Here is a 16,129-nt window from a genome sequence, read left to right as displayed (position 1 = left end):
ATGAGCGAGCAGCGAGGCACCGAGTGGCAGAAAATGGTGGCGGGCGATCCCTATGATGCGGGCGCCCCAGCGCTGACGGCTGCCCGCGAGCGGGCGCGGCGCCTGACCCATCGCCTTAATAGCGAGTGGCTGGAGCGCAGCGATCGCGATGCCCTGCTGGATGAGTTGCTGGGGCAACGGGGCGAGCAGTGCGCCATCAACCCGCCGTTTTATTGCGACTATGGCCGTAACATCTTTGTCGGTGAGAACTTCTACGCCAACGTGGGGTGCACCATCCTCGACGTGTGTGAAGTGCATATCGGTGACAATGTGCTGCTGGCGCCCAATGTGCAGATCTACACCGCCGCTCACCCGGTGGCGGTGGCGCCGCGCATTGCCGGGGTAGAGTTTGGCAAGCCGGTTCGCATTGGGCATAACGTTTGGGTCGGCGGCGCGAGTGTTATCTGCCCAGGCGTCACCATCGGTGATAACAGCGTGATCGGTGCTGGCTCGGTCGTGACCAAGGATATTCCCGCCAATGTGGTCGCGGCAGGCAACCCGTGCCGGGTGCTACGGCTGATGACGGCGGAAGAGTTGGCCGGACTCACATAGCAAAAGGGCAGGAAGTTCCTGCCCTTTGTTCGTAAGCAAACGGCACCTAGCGTTTTAGTACAAAGCGGCCGACCAGCGCGGTGAGCTGGGAAGCCTGCTGCGCCAGTTCGTTCGAGGCAGTGGCACATTTTTCGGAGGTCTGACTGTTTTGGTGTGAGACCTCGTCGATTTGCTGAATGCCCACCTGCACTTCATCGGCACCGGCGGCCTGCTGGGTTGAGGCGGATGAGATTTCGGCAACCAGCGATGCAACGGCGTTGGTGTTGCTGACGATCTGCTGCAACGCTTCGGCGGTTTGTGCCGAGAGGGCAATCCCCTTCTGGGTCTTATCTTTCGAGGCGCCGACCAGCAAAGAGGTTTGCTGCACTGCTTCGGCGCTGCGAGCGGCCAGTTTTCTCACTTCATCGGCGACCACCGCAAAGCCGCGTCCCTGCTCACCAGCACGAGCTGCTTCAATGGCGGCGTTGAGGGCCAGCAGGTTGGTCTGCTCGGCAATCGACTCAATGACCTTGATAAACTCGTTGATGTCGTTACCGGATGCCTCGATCTCGTTCATGGCAACCTGCAACTCCTCCATCAGCTCGTTACCGGCGCTGGCCGACTTGGCACTCTCCAGAGAGATATTGCTGGCCTTGTCAGCGCCGCTGGCACTTTGCCGGATCTGCAGCGCAATCTGCGACACCGTGGCGCTGATTTGCGTGACCGATGCGGCCGATTGGGTAGCCCCGCTGGCCAGATCGTGGCTCATGGCTGACACCAGATCAGAGTTGTTGCCGATGATGTCGGCACGCCCCTTGATCTCGCTGACCAGCTGGTTGAGATCCTGCAGCATCTGCTTGAGGGCCAGACCCAGCTGGTCATCTTCGGCAGCCAGCGACACCGACTGGTTGAGGTTGCCGCTGGCAATTTTCTCCGCCACGTCAGCGTGGGATTTGAGGATAACCGCCATGTTGTCGAGGGCGACAGAGAGCTGCCCCACTTCATCTTCACTGGTGTAATTAAGGCGGCGGTCAAAGTGTCCTTTGGCTATTTCCTTGGCCATCGACACCGCCTTCATGATGGGTTTGGTGAGGTTGCTGGCAAGCAGGAACAGACCAAACACGGCCATGATGGCAACGGCAAGACCAATCACCACCAACCACATGGCGTCTTTCTTGTTGTTGCTTTCAATCTGGCCAGTGATTTTTTCTACTTCACTTAGCACCAGATTTTTATCAAGGGTAATGGTGACGCCCCAACGCACACCGGTATTGCCCAGCATCAAGGGGGCAATCACGTTGACGGTGTTATTGGACTCATCGATAAAGTAACCGACGTCGCCGCTCTGGATCTGCGCCATCACCCGCTGGCCAAACCCGGCAGAGGCTCCCTGAATGGATTGACCGATGTTCTTCGGGTCGTTGCTATCGGCAATATAGAGGCCGTCAGAGGTGATGATGCGAACGATGGCGGCATCTTTGTAGACCGATTGCGCCACGTTTTTACTCAGGGTCTGCACGAACTCCAGATCGTAGTCAGTACCGGTCACCCCGAGAAAGGTGTTGTTGACGATGACCGGAGCTGAGAGGGTTGCCAGCCAGACATTGCGCCCCTGAACCACATAAGGCAGGGGCGCGGTGACGGTTGGTTTGGCAGTGGCCTTGGGCACCTGGAACCAGGCGCCTTTCTTCACGCCATTGGGATGGGCTTCCAGTGAGTCATATTCGACCAGCGGTTGCACGGTGACCTTGCCATTGGTGTTGTCACGCACCCAGTAAGGGGTGAAGCGGCCGGTCTGCGGGTTGCTGCCATTTTGCCCATTGGCATTGCCGGCATCCTGGCCGTCAAACGCATTGGGTTCCCAGCAGCTGTAAACACCGTTGAGATCCGAGTCGGCATGCAGCACGTTTTGCAACATCGTGTTGAACACCACGCGATCAATCATGCTGCCGGTGTTGCTGCCATCCGTCTGTTTCAGTCCTGATGCTGCGTTAGAGAGGGTTTCGGCTGCTTGCAGCCCTTTTTCCAGTTTTCGGGCTATGGTCTTTGACGATTCAGAGGCAACGCTCATCATCTTGTCCAGCGTGATCTTGGTGACCAGCTCGGAAACCTGGCTTCTCACTAAGGTGCTGGATTGGGTTGATGAGTAAACACTGAATACGACTAGAACGAAAACCGTAATTAGAACACCAATGGCTGCTGATACTGCTATTTTTGTTTTTATCGATTTTAACATATTCACTCCGTGAGAATATTCCATACGACGCGACACAACGTCATAAAGTATAGCAGAGAAAAATCGGCCCATTTTAAGTGTGTGCAAGTTCAGTCTGTTGAGGTTTTTAATAATTATTTAGGTGTTAACCTGAATTATCTTGATAAAAACGGCGATTCTTGGTCGACCAAAAGATGAAGTTGATAGAGGTAATTTTTTGTGGTGGCAAGAAACATTGAATTTACTAAGGAAAAATGAAAGGAATTTTCATCAAGCGCCACTTGCTAAATGGCAAGTCGTTAGCAATGTTTTTTCATAGAGTCGATGTACTTATTGGTTATTTTGAAAGTATCTGTGCTAACGTTTCTAGGTCATCGTGAGTTCAGATAATAAGTGCAATGCCCATGGTGCATAAAGAGAGAAGCGGTCAACTACCAGTTCAGGTACGCTTCTTCTCGCCAAAGAAACAAAGCGATACACCATGAAATACCAGCAGTTGACAGAGGGGCTACGATATCAGATTGCCTGCCTCCGTGACCGTGACCGTGACCGTGACCGTGACCGTGACCATGACCATGACCTGTCACAGGCCAGGGCGAGAGCGTGAACTCAGTGTTAGCGTGTTGGTTGTTTTGTGTTACCAAGTGACCTATTTGCCTAACATTTAAGCTAATCCGAACAATTCAATAGACGGCAGTACGAGCGATACTTATGCAATTTGCTGAAACCGGCATGTCGAAAATATGGATACGCTTTAGATGGTGCTGAATGAGAACCTTGCAAGCAAAAAATGCTTATTAATTACTCAAATCTGCTTGTTTTTAACAAAAAGTTCACGCTCTCGCCCTGTGTCACAGGCCCGTATTGCAACCGCTCGGGGTTCATCCATCGACTATCAGTCGTGAGCTTTGTCGTAATTGTGCTGGGCAGGCCTATCAGCCGCAACTGGCTCACCAACTTGCCACTTACACGACGGTTGCCGAGTCAGAAGCGTTCTGTCTCGTCGTATACCATCGACTTTGTTCGCATGGCGCTGGCCGCGGATTGGAGTCCCGAGCAGAGAAGTGGCGTTGGTTACATGATTGACTGCCCAGTCAGCCACGAGTGGATATATCGCTATGTGGCACGCGACAAGGCCAACGGTGGCACGCTATACCGGCATCTGCGTCAGGAGCATAAACGTCATCGCAAGGGTAAGAATAGCAAACGCAGCGTCATTCCCAATCCGGTATCGATTGATGAACGCCCAGCGGTAGTCAATGAGCGCAGCCGTGTCGGGGATTGGGAAGTTGATACCATGTTGGGTAAGCAAGGCAGTGGTGCAATAGCCAGTCTGTTGGAGTGTAAGAGTCGATTGTACCTAGTTCAATATGTCCCGAGCAAGACGGCCAGTGCGGTGGCGGACACCATTATCAGCATGCTGAAACCTTACAAGGCACATGTCCATACCATCACAGCCGACAACGGTAGCGAGTTTGTCGAACATGAGCGTGTAGCCGCAGAGCTGGAGGCGCAGGTGTACTTTGCCCATCCATACAGTGCATTGGAACGGGGACAGAATGAGAATAGCAATGGTCTACAGCGGCAATATGTGCCCAAAGGCAGTGATTTGAGTGTAGTGACAGCAGAGGTACTGTCAGCTGTCGAAAAGCGGCTGAACTTCAGGCCTCGCAAATGTTTGGGATTTAAACAGTCTCAGCTGGTCTTTGATGAATTTCTTGAAAACAGCCTGATTTTCAACCGGATGTTGTACTTCGAAGTTGAGTCCACAACGGTATAAAAACTACTTGACTTTATTTCAAATAGCACGAAAAATGAGTGCGTACTCACTGTTGATTGAGGTTTCGTAATGGCTCGCCCCCGTAGTGAAGATAAACAAATTGCTCTGCTAAATGCCGCTGCAGAAATTATCGCTTCTCATGGCATTGGTGCTGCAATGTTATTAATATCAAAACAGGCTGGTGTTGCGGAGGGAACATTATTTCGTTATTTCCCAACGAAAGATGACCTCCTGAATGAACTCTATTTATACATAAAGCAAAATCTTGGTGATGTTCTCAAACAAAACTGTCGTCAGAATGCGCCATTAAACGAACTGGTGCATGCGTTATGGAACAGCTATATCGAATGGGGTATTGCTAATCCGGCTGCCATTAAAACACTAAAACAATTGTTGGTATCTGACCGGATCACGCCTCAGACACATGCAAAGGTAGCGGAGTTACTTCCTGAAATTCATGAGATATCAAGTGCCAGTGTAGCGAGTGGTCATCTTGCTTCTCTACCACAAGAATTTGCTGACGCAATATTTATGGCTCTAGCTGATACAACTATGTTGTTTGCTGCACAAAATACAGAACAAAGCGAAGTCTATAAAACCGCCGGTTTTAACGTTCTTTGGGAAGGTTTTACACGGTAAATTTTTATATTAATAATGAGTGAGTACTTGCGTTATATTTAAGTGAGGAATTAAATCATGCAATATTCTCAACTTGGAAATACAGGTTTAATCGTTTCTCGGCTCGCCTTTGGATCTATGGCATTTACACAAGGTAATAAGGATATCGCATCGGTTTACAAGGTTGGTGCAGATTTAGCGAATGAGTTAGTCAGTACCGCTTTGGATGCGGGTATCAATTTCTTTGATACTGCGGATGCCTATGCTGATGGCGAATCTGAAATATTACTTGGTGCAGCACTGAAAAAACGGCGTTCAGATGCGGTGATTGCGACTAAGGTTGGATTCAGAACAGGTGCAGCATTAACACAATCCGGCTTATCAAAACGACATATTCACTGGTCTGTTGACCAAAGTTTGAAGCGTTTAGGAACTGACTGGATTGATGTTTATATCGTACACCGAGAAGATCCATTTACTCCTCTGGAAGAAACACTGGAAGCGTTGGATTCTATCGTTCGGGCCGGAAAGGTTCGATATTTGGGCTTTTCAAACTGGTCAGCATGGAAAGCGGCTGCCGCACTAGAACTGCAAAAAGCCAACCGCTGGGCGCAATTTACACATGGGCAAATGAACTATTCATTGCTCGGGCGCGATATTGAACGCGATGTGATCCCAATGATGAAACATTTTGGGCTTGGTTTAACGGTTTGGAGTCCTCTCGCAGCAGGCTTTCTGAGTGGGAAATATTTACGGGATGCAGCCATGAATCCATCAGATCGTCTATCTGGTTTTGATGTGTTACCTACCAATAAAGAACTTGGATATAGCCTCATTGAACAAATGCGCCCAATGGCAGAAAGACATAATGCCAGTATCGCGCAAATCGCCATTGCTTGGCTGTTATCTAAGCAGGCTGTGACCAACATATTGATTGGTTCAAGCAAGCTTTCACAACTAGAAGACAATATCAAAGCTATTGATGTGCAACTATCTGCCAGCGAAATTGCTGAGTTAGATGTTACAACCGCACTCATGCCTGTATACCCCAACTGGTTTATCGACAATGCATTCGACCAACTTGTTGCGCAGGTATTAAAAGTATCTAACCGCTGACAATCATTATTTACAACAAAAAACTAAGGAGCATTAAATGAAAAAGTCAGTCGCTTTCAGCAATAACCAAATTAGAATGGCTGGAGAACTGTTTACACCAGACAACCTTGATGAGACAACTAAAATACCAGCTATCGTCTGTACCCATCCGGCAGGTGCAGTAAAAGAACAGTCTCCGGCACTATATGCCGAATATCTTGCTGAAATGGGGTTTATCGTGCTTACCTTTGATGCCTCTCACCAAGGCGCTAGCGGCGGGGAGCCTCGTTTCTTAGAAAATCCCTTTGAGCGAGTGGATGATATTCGTAGTGCTATTGATTATTTAACTTCATTGCCTTTTGTTGATGCATCACGAATCGGTGCATTCGGGATCTGTGCAGGTGGTGGTTATTCGGTGAGTGCTGCAACAACTGAACGGCGTATTAAAGCTGTTGCGGGTGTGAGTGCAACTGATGCCGGTTCAGCCATCCGTGAAGGTTGGGATGGCAGCATAACACCCGCAGAGCAAATCAAAATGTTGGAATCCGTTGCTGCGCAACGAACTGCTGAAGCCAATGGTGGCGAAATCATGTACATGGCATATGTGCCTGAGACTATCGACGAAACAACCGCTGTCACCATGCGTGAAGCTCACGAATATTACAGAACACCTCGCGCTCAGCATCCTAACTCTCAGAATAAGGTGATGTTTACCAGTCTGGATAGACTGCTGACATTTTCAGCGACAGATCGCATTGACTCTTTGCTGACACAACCCTTGTTAATGATTGTAGGAAGTGAATCCGATGCAATGCATTTTAGTCAAAAATTTTATGAAAAAGCAGCCAGTGAGAAAAAAGAACTGTTCATCGTAGAAAATGCAACACATATCGATCTCTATGATGTGATGACTCATGTTAAACCTGCGATCCGCAAATTAGGTGCATTTTTTACTGAAAATCTTTGAGTCAATATTCTCCGGCTTTTGCCGGGGAACACCACATTTGCAATGGAATTGTTTATGTCAGAAGTTAACAAAACCAACAGCCCAGTTTCACGCCGCATAGCTATTGCTGGAGCTTCAGGGCTGGTCGGTAAATATATTTTACAAGGATTATTATCCGATGATACGGTCAGTGAAGTCCATGCGTTATGTCGCAAAGAGCTGACAGTGAAGCATCCAAAATTGGTTGTTCATTTGGTCGATTTCAACAATCTACCAGCCATACCTCCTGTTGATGAACTGTATTTGGCAATCGGAACAACCATAAAACAAGCTGGCAGTCAGTCTGCATTTCGTGCTATCGATTTAGATACAAACCTTCGAGTTGCCAAAGTATCATTATCAGCAGGTGCAAAACGGATTGGTCTGGTGAGCGCCGCAGGAGCCAGCAACCGTTCTGGTGTTTTTTATAACAAGGTAAAAGGCGAACTTGAGGAAGCACTGACTGCGCTGGCTCCTGAATCATTATTAATTGTCCGACCATCACTCTTACTTGGAGATAGATCAGCTCTGGGACAAAAACAGCGTCCTGCTGAAAAATTAGCAATGAAGGTATTCCAATTTCTTGGCTCCATCATGCCCCTGAACTTGCGTCCAGTCACAGCTCAGCGTGTTGCAGAAGTACTATTAGCAAAACTCCCTACCAATCAAGGGAATACGGTTATTTCCTCGGCTGAGATCCAGACAGTTAGCGCACTTATTATCTGAATTCACGATTACCTGAGTCAGAGTAGAAGTAGTCAGGATCTTAGATGCAATTAATAAGCGTATATAGCGTAAAATCGGCTTTGTCATGTTGCATAAACCGAACATATGGAGCCGATATGGATCAGCTAGTGGCCATGCAGGTGTTTGTCGATGTGGTTGAATTGGGCAGCTTAAGCGCGGCGGCCAACAAGCTGGATATGTCGCGTTCCATGGCAACCCGCTATATTGCCGCACTGGAAAAAACCTTTGGTGCCAGATTGTTGCACCGCTCCAATCGCAGCCTCGGGCTGACTGCGATGGGGGAGGATATTTTGCCTTACTGCCGGCAGATGGTGGCGCTGGCCGGTGATATCGAGTCGTTGATTGCCAGCAAGCGTAGTGAGCCGTGCGGCGTAATTCGGGTGGCCTCCAGTATCTCGTTTGGCCAGTCGTATCTGGCTGAGGCGCTGGGGCGCTTTATGCAGCACTATCCACGGGTATCGGTGGAGATGCTGCTGGCCGATCGTCCTATCAATTTGGTCGAAGAGCGCATCGATCTTGCCATTCAGGTGGGCGACAACATGGAGCTGGGGCTGATTTCCCGGCTGCTGACCCGCTGTGAATCGGTGGTCTGTGCTTCGCCCGCCTATCTTGCGCAGCATGGCACGCCGCAATCACCGAAAGCACTGACCGAGCACCAGTGCCTCATCCATACCCGGCATGGTCCAATCTGGCGCTTTGCTTCTCCCGGCAATGCGGCAGGCGATAGCGTCATGGAGGAGATTGCTGTCTTCGGCCAGTTCAGCGCCAATGACACCATGGTGCTGCTCAATGCTGCCCTTTCGGACAGGGGCATTGTGCATCTGCCGGCCTTTTCTACCGATGTGCATATCCGAAGCGGTGCCTTGATCCCGCTCCTTTGTGACTACCAGCTGCCCAAGTTGGGTGTTTATGCCCTGTTCTCCTCCCGCAAGCATCTTCCAATCACCACCCGAACCCTGCTGGATTTTCTGGTGGACGATATCAAGCGCTGAACCCCAAGCACTCTGCGCGTCTGTGCGTCCTGTCACTCTTTGCTGATAGAGATGTTATCAAGCCGCCTTGTTGCGAGGTGTCTCTCTTTTTTAATCTGGTATTAATCGTATGATTATTTTTGTAAACAAGGACCACGCCCGGATGTAACTGATTGATCCGGATGATTTCTGCCCGGGAATGGCAAGAGGGTTCGCTATTGCGATCATCATGACCTGACTTTGGAGGATTTATGCTGGGCTTTGTGATTGGTGACATGATTTGTAAATCATATGGGCACCAAAAATCGCTGCGAATCGGCAATCGTCCAGAGTTCTCCCGCGAGCATCCGTTTCGCGGTCGGGTCTCTGCCGCCATCATGACCATCGAAACGCTGCTCGATACTCCCTACCCTCAGAAGAAGTTCCGTGATCTGGTCTATGGTGCCTTTATCGACCAACAGCGCCGTCTGTTTGCCGAGCATGTGGTGGCGACCCAGCATGTGCAGGATGACCATCTGGAAAAGAGCATCGATTATGCCTTTATCAGCACCGCTGCACCGATAGGGTTGCTCGCTATTTCTGAAGAGATTGCCCTGCACACCGCGCCGCGCCCCAAGAAGAGCCACCCTGCTTATGATGAGCTGTGCAAGGCGATTGATGCGATCGTGATGACCCTGTTTTACGCCAAGGTTATCCACTACAAAAATGCGGTGCTCGAGAACATTGGTTATCAGTTTGGCTATCAGGTATCGGGTGAGTTGCGCGAGACGCACGTTGATGAGTCGAGCAGTGACTACGACCGCTTCGTGACCCGGGTGCTGACCTGTATTCATCACTCCCATTCACTTAAACAGGCGTTGGAGAATGCCTTGCTGATGGAGGAGCGCGACCCTGCGTTCTTCTGCCTGGTTGGCACCATTGCCAGCACCTTGTGGGGAGTACCGCGTGATTGGGCTTATCAGGTCTCTATCCATTTGCAGCAGCACAACCCGGCCTTTATCCATATTCTGCGCCGCGCCGAAGCGCGCACCGGCCGAGCTCAGGTCAATCTGACTGCGCCCAAGCCGCCCTTATTGGCACCAGTGCGGCGCCAGTTTGATCGACTGTTCAAGGCGTTCTAGTCAGGGGCAATGACGGCTATTCGGTGATGTGATAGTGGCGCTCGACCCGTACGGTGCAAGCGCCCCATTCCGATTGCCTGACGCGTTGCTGATGGGCATCAAAATCGGCCCGGCTGGCAAACTCTTCATAGACCTCAAAACGGCAGGGGTCACATTGACTTTGGGTCACGTTAAATACCAGACACCCCGCTTCGGCCCGGGTCAATGCCGTATGGATGGGAAGGGCTGCCAGCACGTCGGCCAGATCGTCGGTTGGAACCTGAATATATCCCTGCAGAACCACCTTGTTCATGCGCACTATCCTGATGATGGGGAGGTGGCAGCGTAGCACGCCGGTTTGGCCAGTGGGACAAAAGATGGCCCGAGCGAATGCCCGGGCCGGATGGCGATTAGGCAGGCAGGCGGTATTGCCCGACCTCTTTTTCCAGCGCTTGCGCTTCGCCCGAGAGGGCGTTGCTGGCAGTGCTGAGCTCTTCGAGCACGTGCGAGGTCTCTTCGACCGCTTCACGGATCCGCAGCAGAGATTGGGTCACCTGATTGGCCACCACGCTCTGCTCTTCCGAAGCGGCGGCAATCTGTTCGCTATGCTCAGTCAGGGTGCGAGTTTGGGTCGCGATATTACTGAATTCGCCGGTCGCCGCATCGGAAAGACTCATGGCGTTTTGGGCCTGATCCACCGACACCCCCATGCGCGAGACCGCCACGCCAGTGTGTTTTTGCAACTCGGCAATCATGTTGCCAATGTCGCCGGTTGCCGCCTGGGTGCGGCTAGCCAAGGTGCGAACCTCATCGGCCACCACCGCAAATCCACGCCCTTGTTCACCGGCGCGGGCCGCTTCGATGGCGGCGTTGAGCGCCAGCAGGTTGGTCTGCCCGGAGATGGCGCTGATGGTTTCGACCACCTTGCCGATGGCATCAACCTGCTGTTGCACCCGGTTAATGCCGTCGGAACACTCGGCCAATTCGCCACACAGCACCTGCATGGCGTTGATGGCTTGCTGGATCTTGGCTTCCCCGTCGTGGGCGCTGCTGGCCGAGATACGGGTTTCGCTGGCACTTTGGGCTGCCTGACTCGCGACATCGCGAATCGAGGTGCTCATCTGCTCCATGGCCGAGGCCAGTTCGTCGAGTTGCTGCTGTTGATCGTGAACAGCCTGCGTGACCTGATGCACTCCGGTATCCATCTGCAACGAGGCGCTGGCCACGGTTCCGGCACTCAGATGTTGGTGGTGGAGCAGTTCGGCCAGATTGAGGCGGGTTTGCTCGAGTTCGCGGTTGATGCCGGCAAACTCATCTTTGCCCCATACCTGGGTGCCCTGATCCAGAATGCGGTTGGCGATCCGGCGCAGGCCATCAAGCGAGGTGTTGACCTGCTGGCGCATGGTGCGGGCAATCAGCTGCACCAGCAGCAACATGCCCAGCATGCTGGCCGCCATGATCCACATGCTCTGCCACAGATATCGGCTATAAGCGGCCTCTGCCTGATCCAGATAGATGCCGGCGGCCAGCAGATGGTTGCCCACCGGCATCAAATAACTGACCTTCTCCAGCGTGATGTCGGTGCCTGGCTTTAGGAAGTCGTAGTGAACCAGCATGGGTTGGCCGCCCCGCACTGCTTGGGCAAAGGTCTGGGAGAGATTCAAACCGGTTTCATCCACCACGCCGGCAGAATCGGGTTTCTGACCGGCCAGCGCCGGGTTGGGGGGAAAGACCTCCAGCGCGCCCTCGGCATCGGCCAGGAACAGATAACCGGCGTTGTTTTCACCCCAGCGCGCCGCCGGTAGCAGGGCTTTGGCGCTATTCATCAGCGCCTCTTCGCCACCCTCTTTGAACTTGGCGTCCAGAATCGCATGATAACTGCTGACTTGATCCTCAAGGCTCTGCTCTAGCGCATCCTGCACGGTCTGTTTGGCTGTCTGGGCATTGAATAACCCACCGGCCAGGCTTAACACCAGCATCAGCAGGGTGAGCAGGTTCATTTTGGCGGCGAGGCTCAGTTGGGAAAGCCGTTGACTGAAAAATCCGGGGGAGGTGGTTGAAGGGGAAAAATCGGTGGATATTGCCCTTATAGGAGCGTTCATGGCAGGTCGTTCTCCTCGTGCAAGATAATAACGTAACTGGGTAAGAAGGATATTGGGTTATCGACAAAAGATAGCCAATATTAAACGAAATATAACCATGCTCTTCTGAAATGTTCGAGCAGTGCTTATCGCGACGGTCGGGAAGAGTGTGCCGGCACCATTAGCGCTGTATTCGGGAGAACATTGTTGAATACAGCGGCTCTGAATGATGATGACTTGAATGATAATTTCTAATATCAGCAATTACTTATGGATGACTTATGGCCAATCACGTCTGATTACCAAGCTGGTGCAGGGGGCAATAGTAGCGGTTAGCCTTTTACGTTTATCCAGTGCCATTTACTGATCTATCGATCATTAACGCAATTGCTCTGTATTTAGATTTATTAATAAAACCAAATAATTAATGCTGATGATCGAATAATGATCAGTTGGGCGTGTTTATTATTTTGTGCCATTTATTGGCTGAAAATCATTATTCTCAACAGTTGTGCGCTGTGTTGATAATTGGGTATGGCAAATACCAATTTATCATCAGTCATGGCTGTCACGCCCTATGACGCCGCAGCGCCCCATAACGATGGTGTCGTAATAGCAGCCATCGGCCAGACGCTTGTCCGCGCGCAGTACCCCTTCGCGAACAAACCCCAGTTGCTGATACAGGGCGATGGCGCGCTCATTGGTGGCGAGCACGCTGAGCGACATTTTCACGATCTGTGCCTGATCTGCCCACTCGATGGCGCGCTGTAGCAAACGGCGACCGATCCCAAGACCACAGCTGGCTTGCAACAGGCAGATCCCCAGCTCCACCTTGTGGCGTAGCCGGCGAAGTGGTGACCCTTCGCAGCGCAAAAATCCGATCATCTGCCCATCCACCAGCGCGACCAGAAACAGGTGGTTGGGCGCCTGACTATCATCCTCAATCAGGCGGGCAAACTGCTCGGGAGTGATCACCCCCTCGCCCGGTGCCCGGTCGAGAAATTCGGTCTCGCCATCAATGGCAATGCGCAGTGCTGCCAAGGTGGCGGCATCGCTCACGCTGGCCGAGCGGATGGTGCAACGGCCGGTGTTGACGGTGAACGAGCTCGGTGGGATCTGCATGTTCAATGCTCAGTCGGTGGAGCGCTGGATCAGCGCAACGCTCTGGCGCGCCTTGCTGCGTCGGCGCAGCAGGCTCCAGATGCCATAGAGTGCGGCCAGCAGTAAGGCATAACCCGACTCGCTGCCAAGGGCGAGCAGCACAGCAAGACAGAGCAGGGTGCTGAGCCCGGCCAGCCACTTGCCAATACGCGGCAGCAACACCCAACCGGCGGCCATCGACAGCAGATAGACGATGACGAAGTTGCCGTTGGCGTAGCTTATCAGGGTGGCGAGGGGCAGCTCGAACCAGCTGATAACACTGATGGATGCCAGACAGATGCCGAGGACGCAGCCCAGCGCATTGAGCGGGGCGCCGCGGCGGGAAAGATGGCCAAGACGGGCGGGCAGTTTGCCGTCACGGGCCATGCTCCAGATCAGGCGGGCAAAGCCTTGCAGATAGATATTGATACTGGCAAAGCAGGAGAGATAACCGAGCAGGGCCGCCACAATCCGGGCCTTCTCACCAAACAGATCCGCCAGCATGGCGGGGACGGCGGTGTTGTTATCGGCATCCGAGCCGTAGTGACCAAAGGTGAGCACGGCCACCGAGTTAGCCCAATAGATGACACCGGCTAACAGCACACCGCCGAGCAGCGCGATGGGGTAGTCCCGCTCCGGTCGCTTGAACTCTTCCCCCATGTGGGCAAAGGCTTCAAGCCCCACATAACACCAGAACATCACCGCCAGCGCCGAGGCCATCGGTGGCCAGGATGGCGCTTGTGGAAATGCGGGCAGCCCCTGACGCCAGTCCAGATCGCCCTTAAACCACACCACCAGCGTGAGTGCCAAAATGGCGAGCGCGATCAGCAGCTGCAAGTTGCCTGACGAGCGTGGACCGCGCATCCCGAGCAGATAAATCGCCAGCAGAGTCAACACTTCGACGGCCCACAGTCCGCCACCACCGAGCGGCAGCAAGGCATGCCAGAATCCGGCTGCCATCGACAGGGCGGCAGGCAGCCCCACCGGCAGCACGGCTAGAAACAGGAAGGCGGTAAAGCGCTCGGCGCCGGCGCCAAAAGCCAAACCAATCAGGTGCGGGGCGCCGCCTGCATGAGGGTAACGGCGGCCGAGACGGGCAAAGGTAAAGGCGATGGGTAGCACCAGGACAATCAGAATCAGCCAGTTCCAGAGCGAGGCTTGGCCTGCGATGGTGGCCGCTGTGGCGGGCACCACAAATATACCGGTTCCGAGCAGGGAGGTGGCGAGCAACCCCATTCCCTGCAGCAGACCCAGCTCTTTCTTGAGTCCTGACATGTCCGTGTCGTCTCCTTGGGGAAAAGACTCTCCATGCTAGGGCGTTTTATGGTTATCGCAAGGTATCGCACGAAATAAAGATGGCCCGAGCGGGCCATCCGGTAGTCAAAGCTTGGTCATGATATGGCGCGGCACCGTGTAATCTTCCAGCGCGTAGAGCGAAAGATCCTTGCCGTAGCCCGACATCTTCATGCCGCCGTGGGGCATTTCGGAGGTGAGCATAAAGTGGGTGTTGATCCAGGTGCAGCCATATTGCAACTGGCTAGCCATCTTGTGAGCAAGGCCAAGATCGCGGGTCCAGACCGACGAGGCGAGGCCGTAGTCCGAATCGTTCGCCCACTGCACCACCTGATCGGCATCGCTAAAGCGGGTCACCGAGACCACAGGCCCGAACACTTCGCGGCGCACGATCTCATCTTCCTGGCGGGCGCCGACGATCAGTGTCGGCTCATAGAAAAAGCCGCTGCCCGGTCGCATCCGACCACCCGTGGTCACTTCCATATGGCCGCTGGTGATGGCGCGCTCGACAAAGCTGGCCACCCGGTGGCGCTGTCTGTCCGAGATAAGCGGTCCCATCTCGACCCCCTCTTCACGCTGAGTGCCTACTTTGATTGAGGCCACCGCATCGGTCAGGGCGGCCACAAACTTGTCGTGCAGCTTGTTTTGCACATAGATGCGGCAGGCGGCAGTGCAATCCTGTCCGGCGTTGTAGAAGCCGAAGGTGCGGATCCCGGCGACGACGGCATCGAGATCCGCATCGTCAAACACGATGACCGGCGCCTTGCCGCCCAGCTCAAGATGGGTGCGCTTCATGGTGCGGGCAGCGCTTTGCAAAATCTTTTGGCCGGTAGCAATGTCACCGGTCAGCGAGACCATGCGCACCAGCGGGTGTTCGACCAGTGGCGCGCCGACGCTCTCGCCACGGCCGCAGATCACGTTGATGACGCCGCGCGGGAAGATCTCGCTGGCCAGCTCTGCCAGTCGCAGGGAGGAGAGCGGAGTCTGCTCGGAAGGCTTGAGGACCACGGTATTGCCGGCGGCCAGCACCGGCGCAATCTTCCACGCGGCCATCATCAGGGGGTAGTTCCAGGGGGAGATACTGCCGACCACCCCCACCGGATCGCGGCGGATCATGCTGGTGTGCCCCTCCAGATACTCCCCGCCGAGCGGTCCTTGCAGGCAACGGGCGGCACCGGCGAAGAAGCGGAAACAGTCGATCACGGCGGGCAACTCATCCCCGAGGACGGCCGCATAAGGCTTGCCGCAGTTGAGCGATTCGATGGCAGCAAACTCTTCGGCGTGTTGCTCGATGGCGGCGGCCAGTTGCAACAACAGATTGCTGCGCATGGCTGGTGTGGTGTGACGCCAGCTGGCAAAGGCGCGTTGGGCAGCGCTGACGGCGCGGCCAACCTGTTCAAACGAGGCTTCCGGCACCTCGGCAATCAGCTCGCCGGTCGCAGGATCGAGCACCGGCTCCGGAGCGCCTTCACCGGTGACAAACTGGCCATCAATCAGCAATTGGGTCGACATCTTCATGGTTTCCTTCCTTGGT

Annotated in this window: 13 protein-coding genes and 1 pseudogene; 8 read left to right on the top strand and 6 right to left on the bottom strand. The window is 53.5% G+C overall.

Annotated features, from left to right (window positions below):
• The gene (locus tag BW958_RS06050) at positions 1-591 is read left to right on the top strand and encodes a sugar O-acetyltransferase (protein WP_256701864.1); all 591 of its coding nucleotides are present in this window, start codon (positions 1-3) and stop codon (positions 589-591) included.
• 46 nt (positions 592-637) lie between these two features.
• On the opposite strand, the gene BW958_RS06045 is transcribed toward BW958_RS06050, so the two are convergent.
• The gene (locus BW958_RS06045) at positions 638-2,692 is read right to left on the bottom strand and encodes a methyl-accepting chemotaxis protein (protein ID WP_179078820.1); all 2,055 of its coding nucleotides are present in this window, start codon (positions 2,690-2,692) and stop codon (positions 638-640) included.
• A gap of 893 nt (positions 2,693-3,585) precedes the next feature.
• Here BW958_RS06045 and BW958_RS06040 point away from each other — a divergent pair.
• The 7 genes and pseudogenes from BW958_RS06040 (at position 3,586) to BW958_RS06010 (ending at position 10,102) form a co-directional block, all read left to right on the top strand.
• A pseudogene (locus BW958_RS06040) lies at positions 3,586-4,565 on the top strand (IS30 family transposase).
• A gap of 69 nt (positions 4,566-4,634) precedes the next feature.
• The gene (locus tag BW958_RS06035; protein WP_076574839.1) at positions 4,635-5,204 is read left to right on the top strand and encodes a TetR/AcrR family transcriptional regulator; all 570 of its coding nucleotides are present in this window, start codon (positions 4,635-4,637) and stop codon (positions 5,202-5,204) included.
• 57 nt (positions 5,205-5,261) lie between these two features.
• Positions 5,262-6,299 (top strand): aldo/keto reductase, encoded by a 1,038-nt coding sequence (locus BW958_RS06030; RefSeq protein WP_076574838.1) that lies wholly within the window; start codon positions 5,262-5,264, stop codon positions 6,297-6,299.
• 37 nt (positions 6,300-6,336) lie between these two features.
• On the top strand, positions 6,337-7,245 hold the full coding sequence (locus BW958_RS06025; RefSeq protein ID WP_076574837.1) for an alpha/beta hydrolase: 909 nt from the start codon (positions 6,337-6,339) through the stop codon (positions 7,243-7,245).
• Positions 7,246-7,299: 54 nt separating this feature from the next.
• The gene (locus BW958_RS06020) at positions 7,300-7,989 is read left to right on the top strand and encodes a Rossmann-fold NAD(P)-binding domain-containing protein (protein WP_076574836.1); all 690 of its coding nucleotides are present in this window, start codon (positions 7,300-7,302) and stop codon (positions 7,987-7,989) included.
• A gap of 116 nt (positions 7,990-8,105) precedes the next feature.
• Positions 8,106-9,002: a LysR family transcriptional regulator gene (locus tag BW958_RS06015; RefSeq protein ID WP_076574835.1), complete on the top strand. Its 897-nt coding sequence runs from the start codon at positions 8,106-8,108 to the stop codon at positions 9,000-9,002.
• 254 nt (positions 9,003-9,256) lie between these two features.
• Positions 9,257-10,102 (top strand): hypothetical protein, encoded by an 846-nt coding sequence (locus BW958_RS06010; RefSeq protein ID WP_256701863.1) that lies wholly within the window; start codon positions 9,257-9,259, stop codon positions 10,100-10,102.
• 16 nt (positions 10,103-10,118) lie between these two features.
• On the opposite strand, the gene BW958_RS06005 is transcribed toward BW958_RS06010, so the two are convergent.
• From BW958_RS06005 to BW958_RS05985, 5 genes are all read right to left on the bottom strand, one after another.
• The gene (locus BW958_RS06005; protein ID WP_076574833.1) at positions 10,119-10,394 is read right to left on the bottom strand and encodes a putative quinol monooxygenase; all 276 of its coding nucleotides are present in this window, start codon (positions 10,392-10,394) and stop codon (positions 10,119-10,121) included.
• 97 nt (positions 10,395-10,491) lie between these two features.
• Positions 10,492-12,081 carry a methyl-accepting chemotaxis protein gene (locus tag BW958_RS06000; RefSeq protein WP_076574832.1) on the bottom strand — a complete coding sequence of 530 codons (1,590 nt, stop codon included), beginning with the start codon at positions 12,079-12,081 and terminating at the stop codon, positions 10,492-10,494.
• Between the two features lie 636 nt (positions 12,082-12,717).
• Entirely contained in the window at positions 12,718-13,284 is a 567-nt protein-coding gene (locus BW958_RS05995) for a GNAT family N-acetyltransferase (protein WP_076574831.1), read from the bottom strand.
• A 9-nt stretch (positions 13,285-13,293) separates the two neighbouring features.
• On the bottom strand, positions 13,294-14,577 hold the full coding sequence (gene yjeH, locus BW958_RS05990) for an L-methionine/branched-chain amino acid transporter (RefSeq protein WP_076574830.1): 1,284 nt from the start codon (positions 14,575-14,577) through the stop codon (positions 13,294-13,296).
• Positions 14,578-14,682: 105 nt separating this feature from the next.
• Complete coding sequence (locus tag BW958_RS05985) at positions 14,683-16,113, bottom strand: gamma-aminobutyraldehyde dehydrogenase (protein ID WP_076574829.1); 1,431 nt, start codon at positions 16,111-16,113, stop codon at positions 14,683-14,685.
• Positions 16,114-16,129: the final 16 nt, after the last annotated feature.

Origin of the sequence: Aeromonas sp. RU39B (genome assembly GCF_900156095.1) — a bacterium.
Classification (GTDB): Bacteria; Pseudomonadota; Gammaproteobacteria; order Enterobacterales; family Aeromonadaceae; genus Aeromonas.
Note: the sequence above shows the minus strand (reverse complement) of the source record. Positions and strands in the feature narration are given on the sequence as shown.

Coding starts and splice junctions, on each gene's coding strand:
- BW958_RS06050 (WP_256701864.1), top strand. CDS start 1: ATGAGCGAGCAGCGAGGCACCGAGTGGCAGAAAATGGTGGCGGGCGAT.
- BW958_RS06035 (WP_076574839.1), top strand. CDS start 4,635: ATGGCTCGCCCCCGTAGTGAAGATAAACAAATTGCTCTGCTAAATGCC.
- BW958_RS06030 (WP_076574838.1), top strand. CDS start 5,262: ATGCAATATTCTCAACTTGGAAATACAGGTTTAATCGTTTCTCGGCTC.
- BW958_RS06025 (WP_076574837.1), top strand. CDS start 6,337: ATGAAAAAGTCAGTCGCTTTCAGCAATAACCAAATTAGAATGGCTGGA.
- BW958_RS06020 (WP_076574836.1), top strand. CDS start 7,300: ATGTCAGAAGTTAACAAAACCAACAGCCCAGTTTCACGCCGCATAGCT.
- BW958_RS06015 (WP_076574835.1), top strand. CDS start 8,106: ATGGATCAGCTAGTGGCCATGCAGGTGTTTGTCGATGTGGTTGAATTG.
- BW958_RS06010 (WP_256701863.1), top strand. CDS start 9,257: ATGATTTGTAAATCATATGGGCACCAAAAATCGCTGCGAATCGGCAAT.
- BW958_RS06005 (WP_076574833.1), bottom strand. CDS start 10,394: ATGAACAAGGTGGTTCTGCAGGGATATATTCAGGTTCCAACCGACGAT.
- BW958_RS06000 (WP_076574832.1), bottom strand. CDS start 12,081: ATGAACCTGCTCACCCTGCTGATGCTGGTGTTAAGCCTGGCCGGTGGG.
- BW958_RS05995 (WP_076574831.1), bottom strand. CDS start 13,284: ATGCAGATCCCACCGAGCTCGTTCACCGTCAACACCGGCCGTTGCACC.
- yjeH (WP_076574830.1), bottom strand. CDS start 14,577: ATGTCAGGACTCAAGAAAGAGCTGGGTCTGCTGCAGGGAATGGGGTTG.
- BW958_RS05985 (WP_076574829.1), bottom strand. CDS start 16,113: ATGAAGATGTCGACCCAATTGCTGATTGATGGCCAGTTTGTCACCGGT.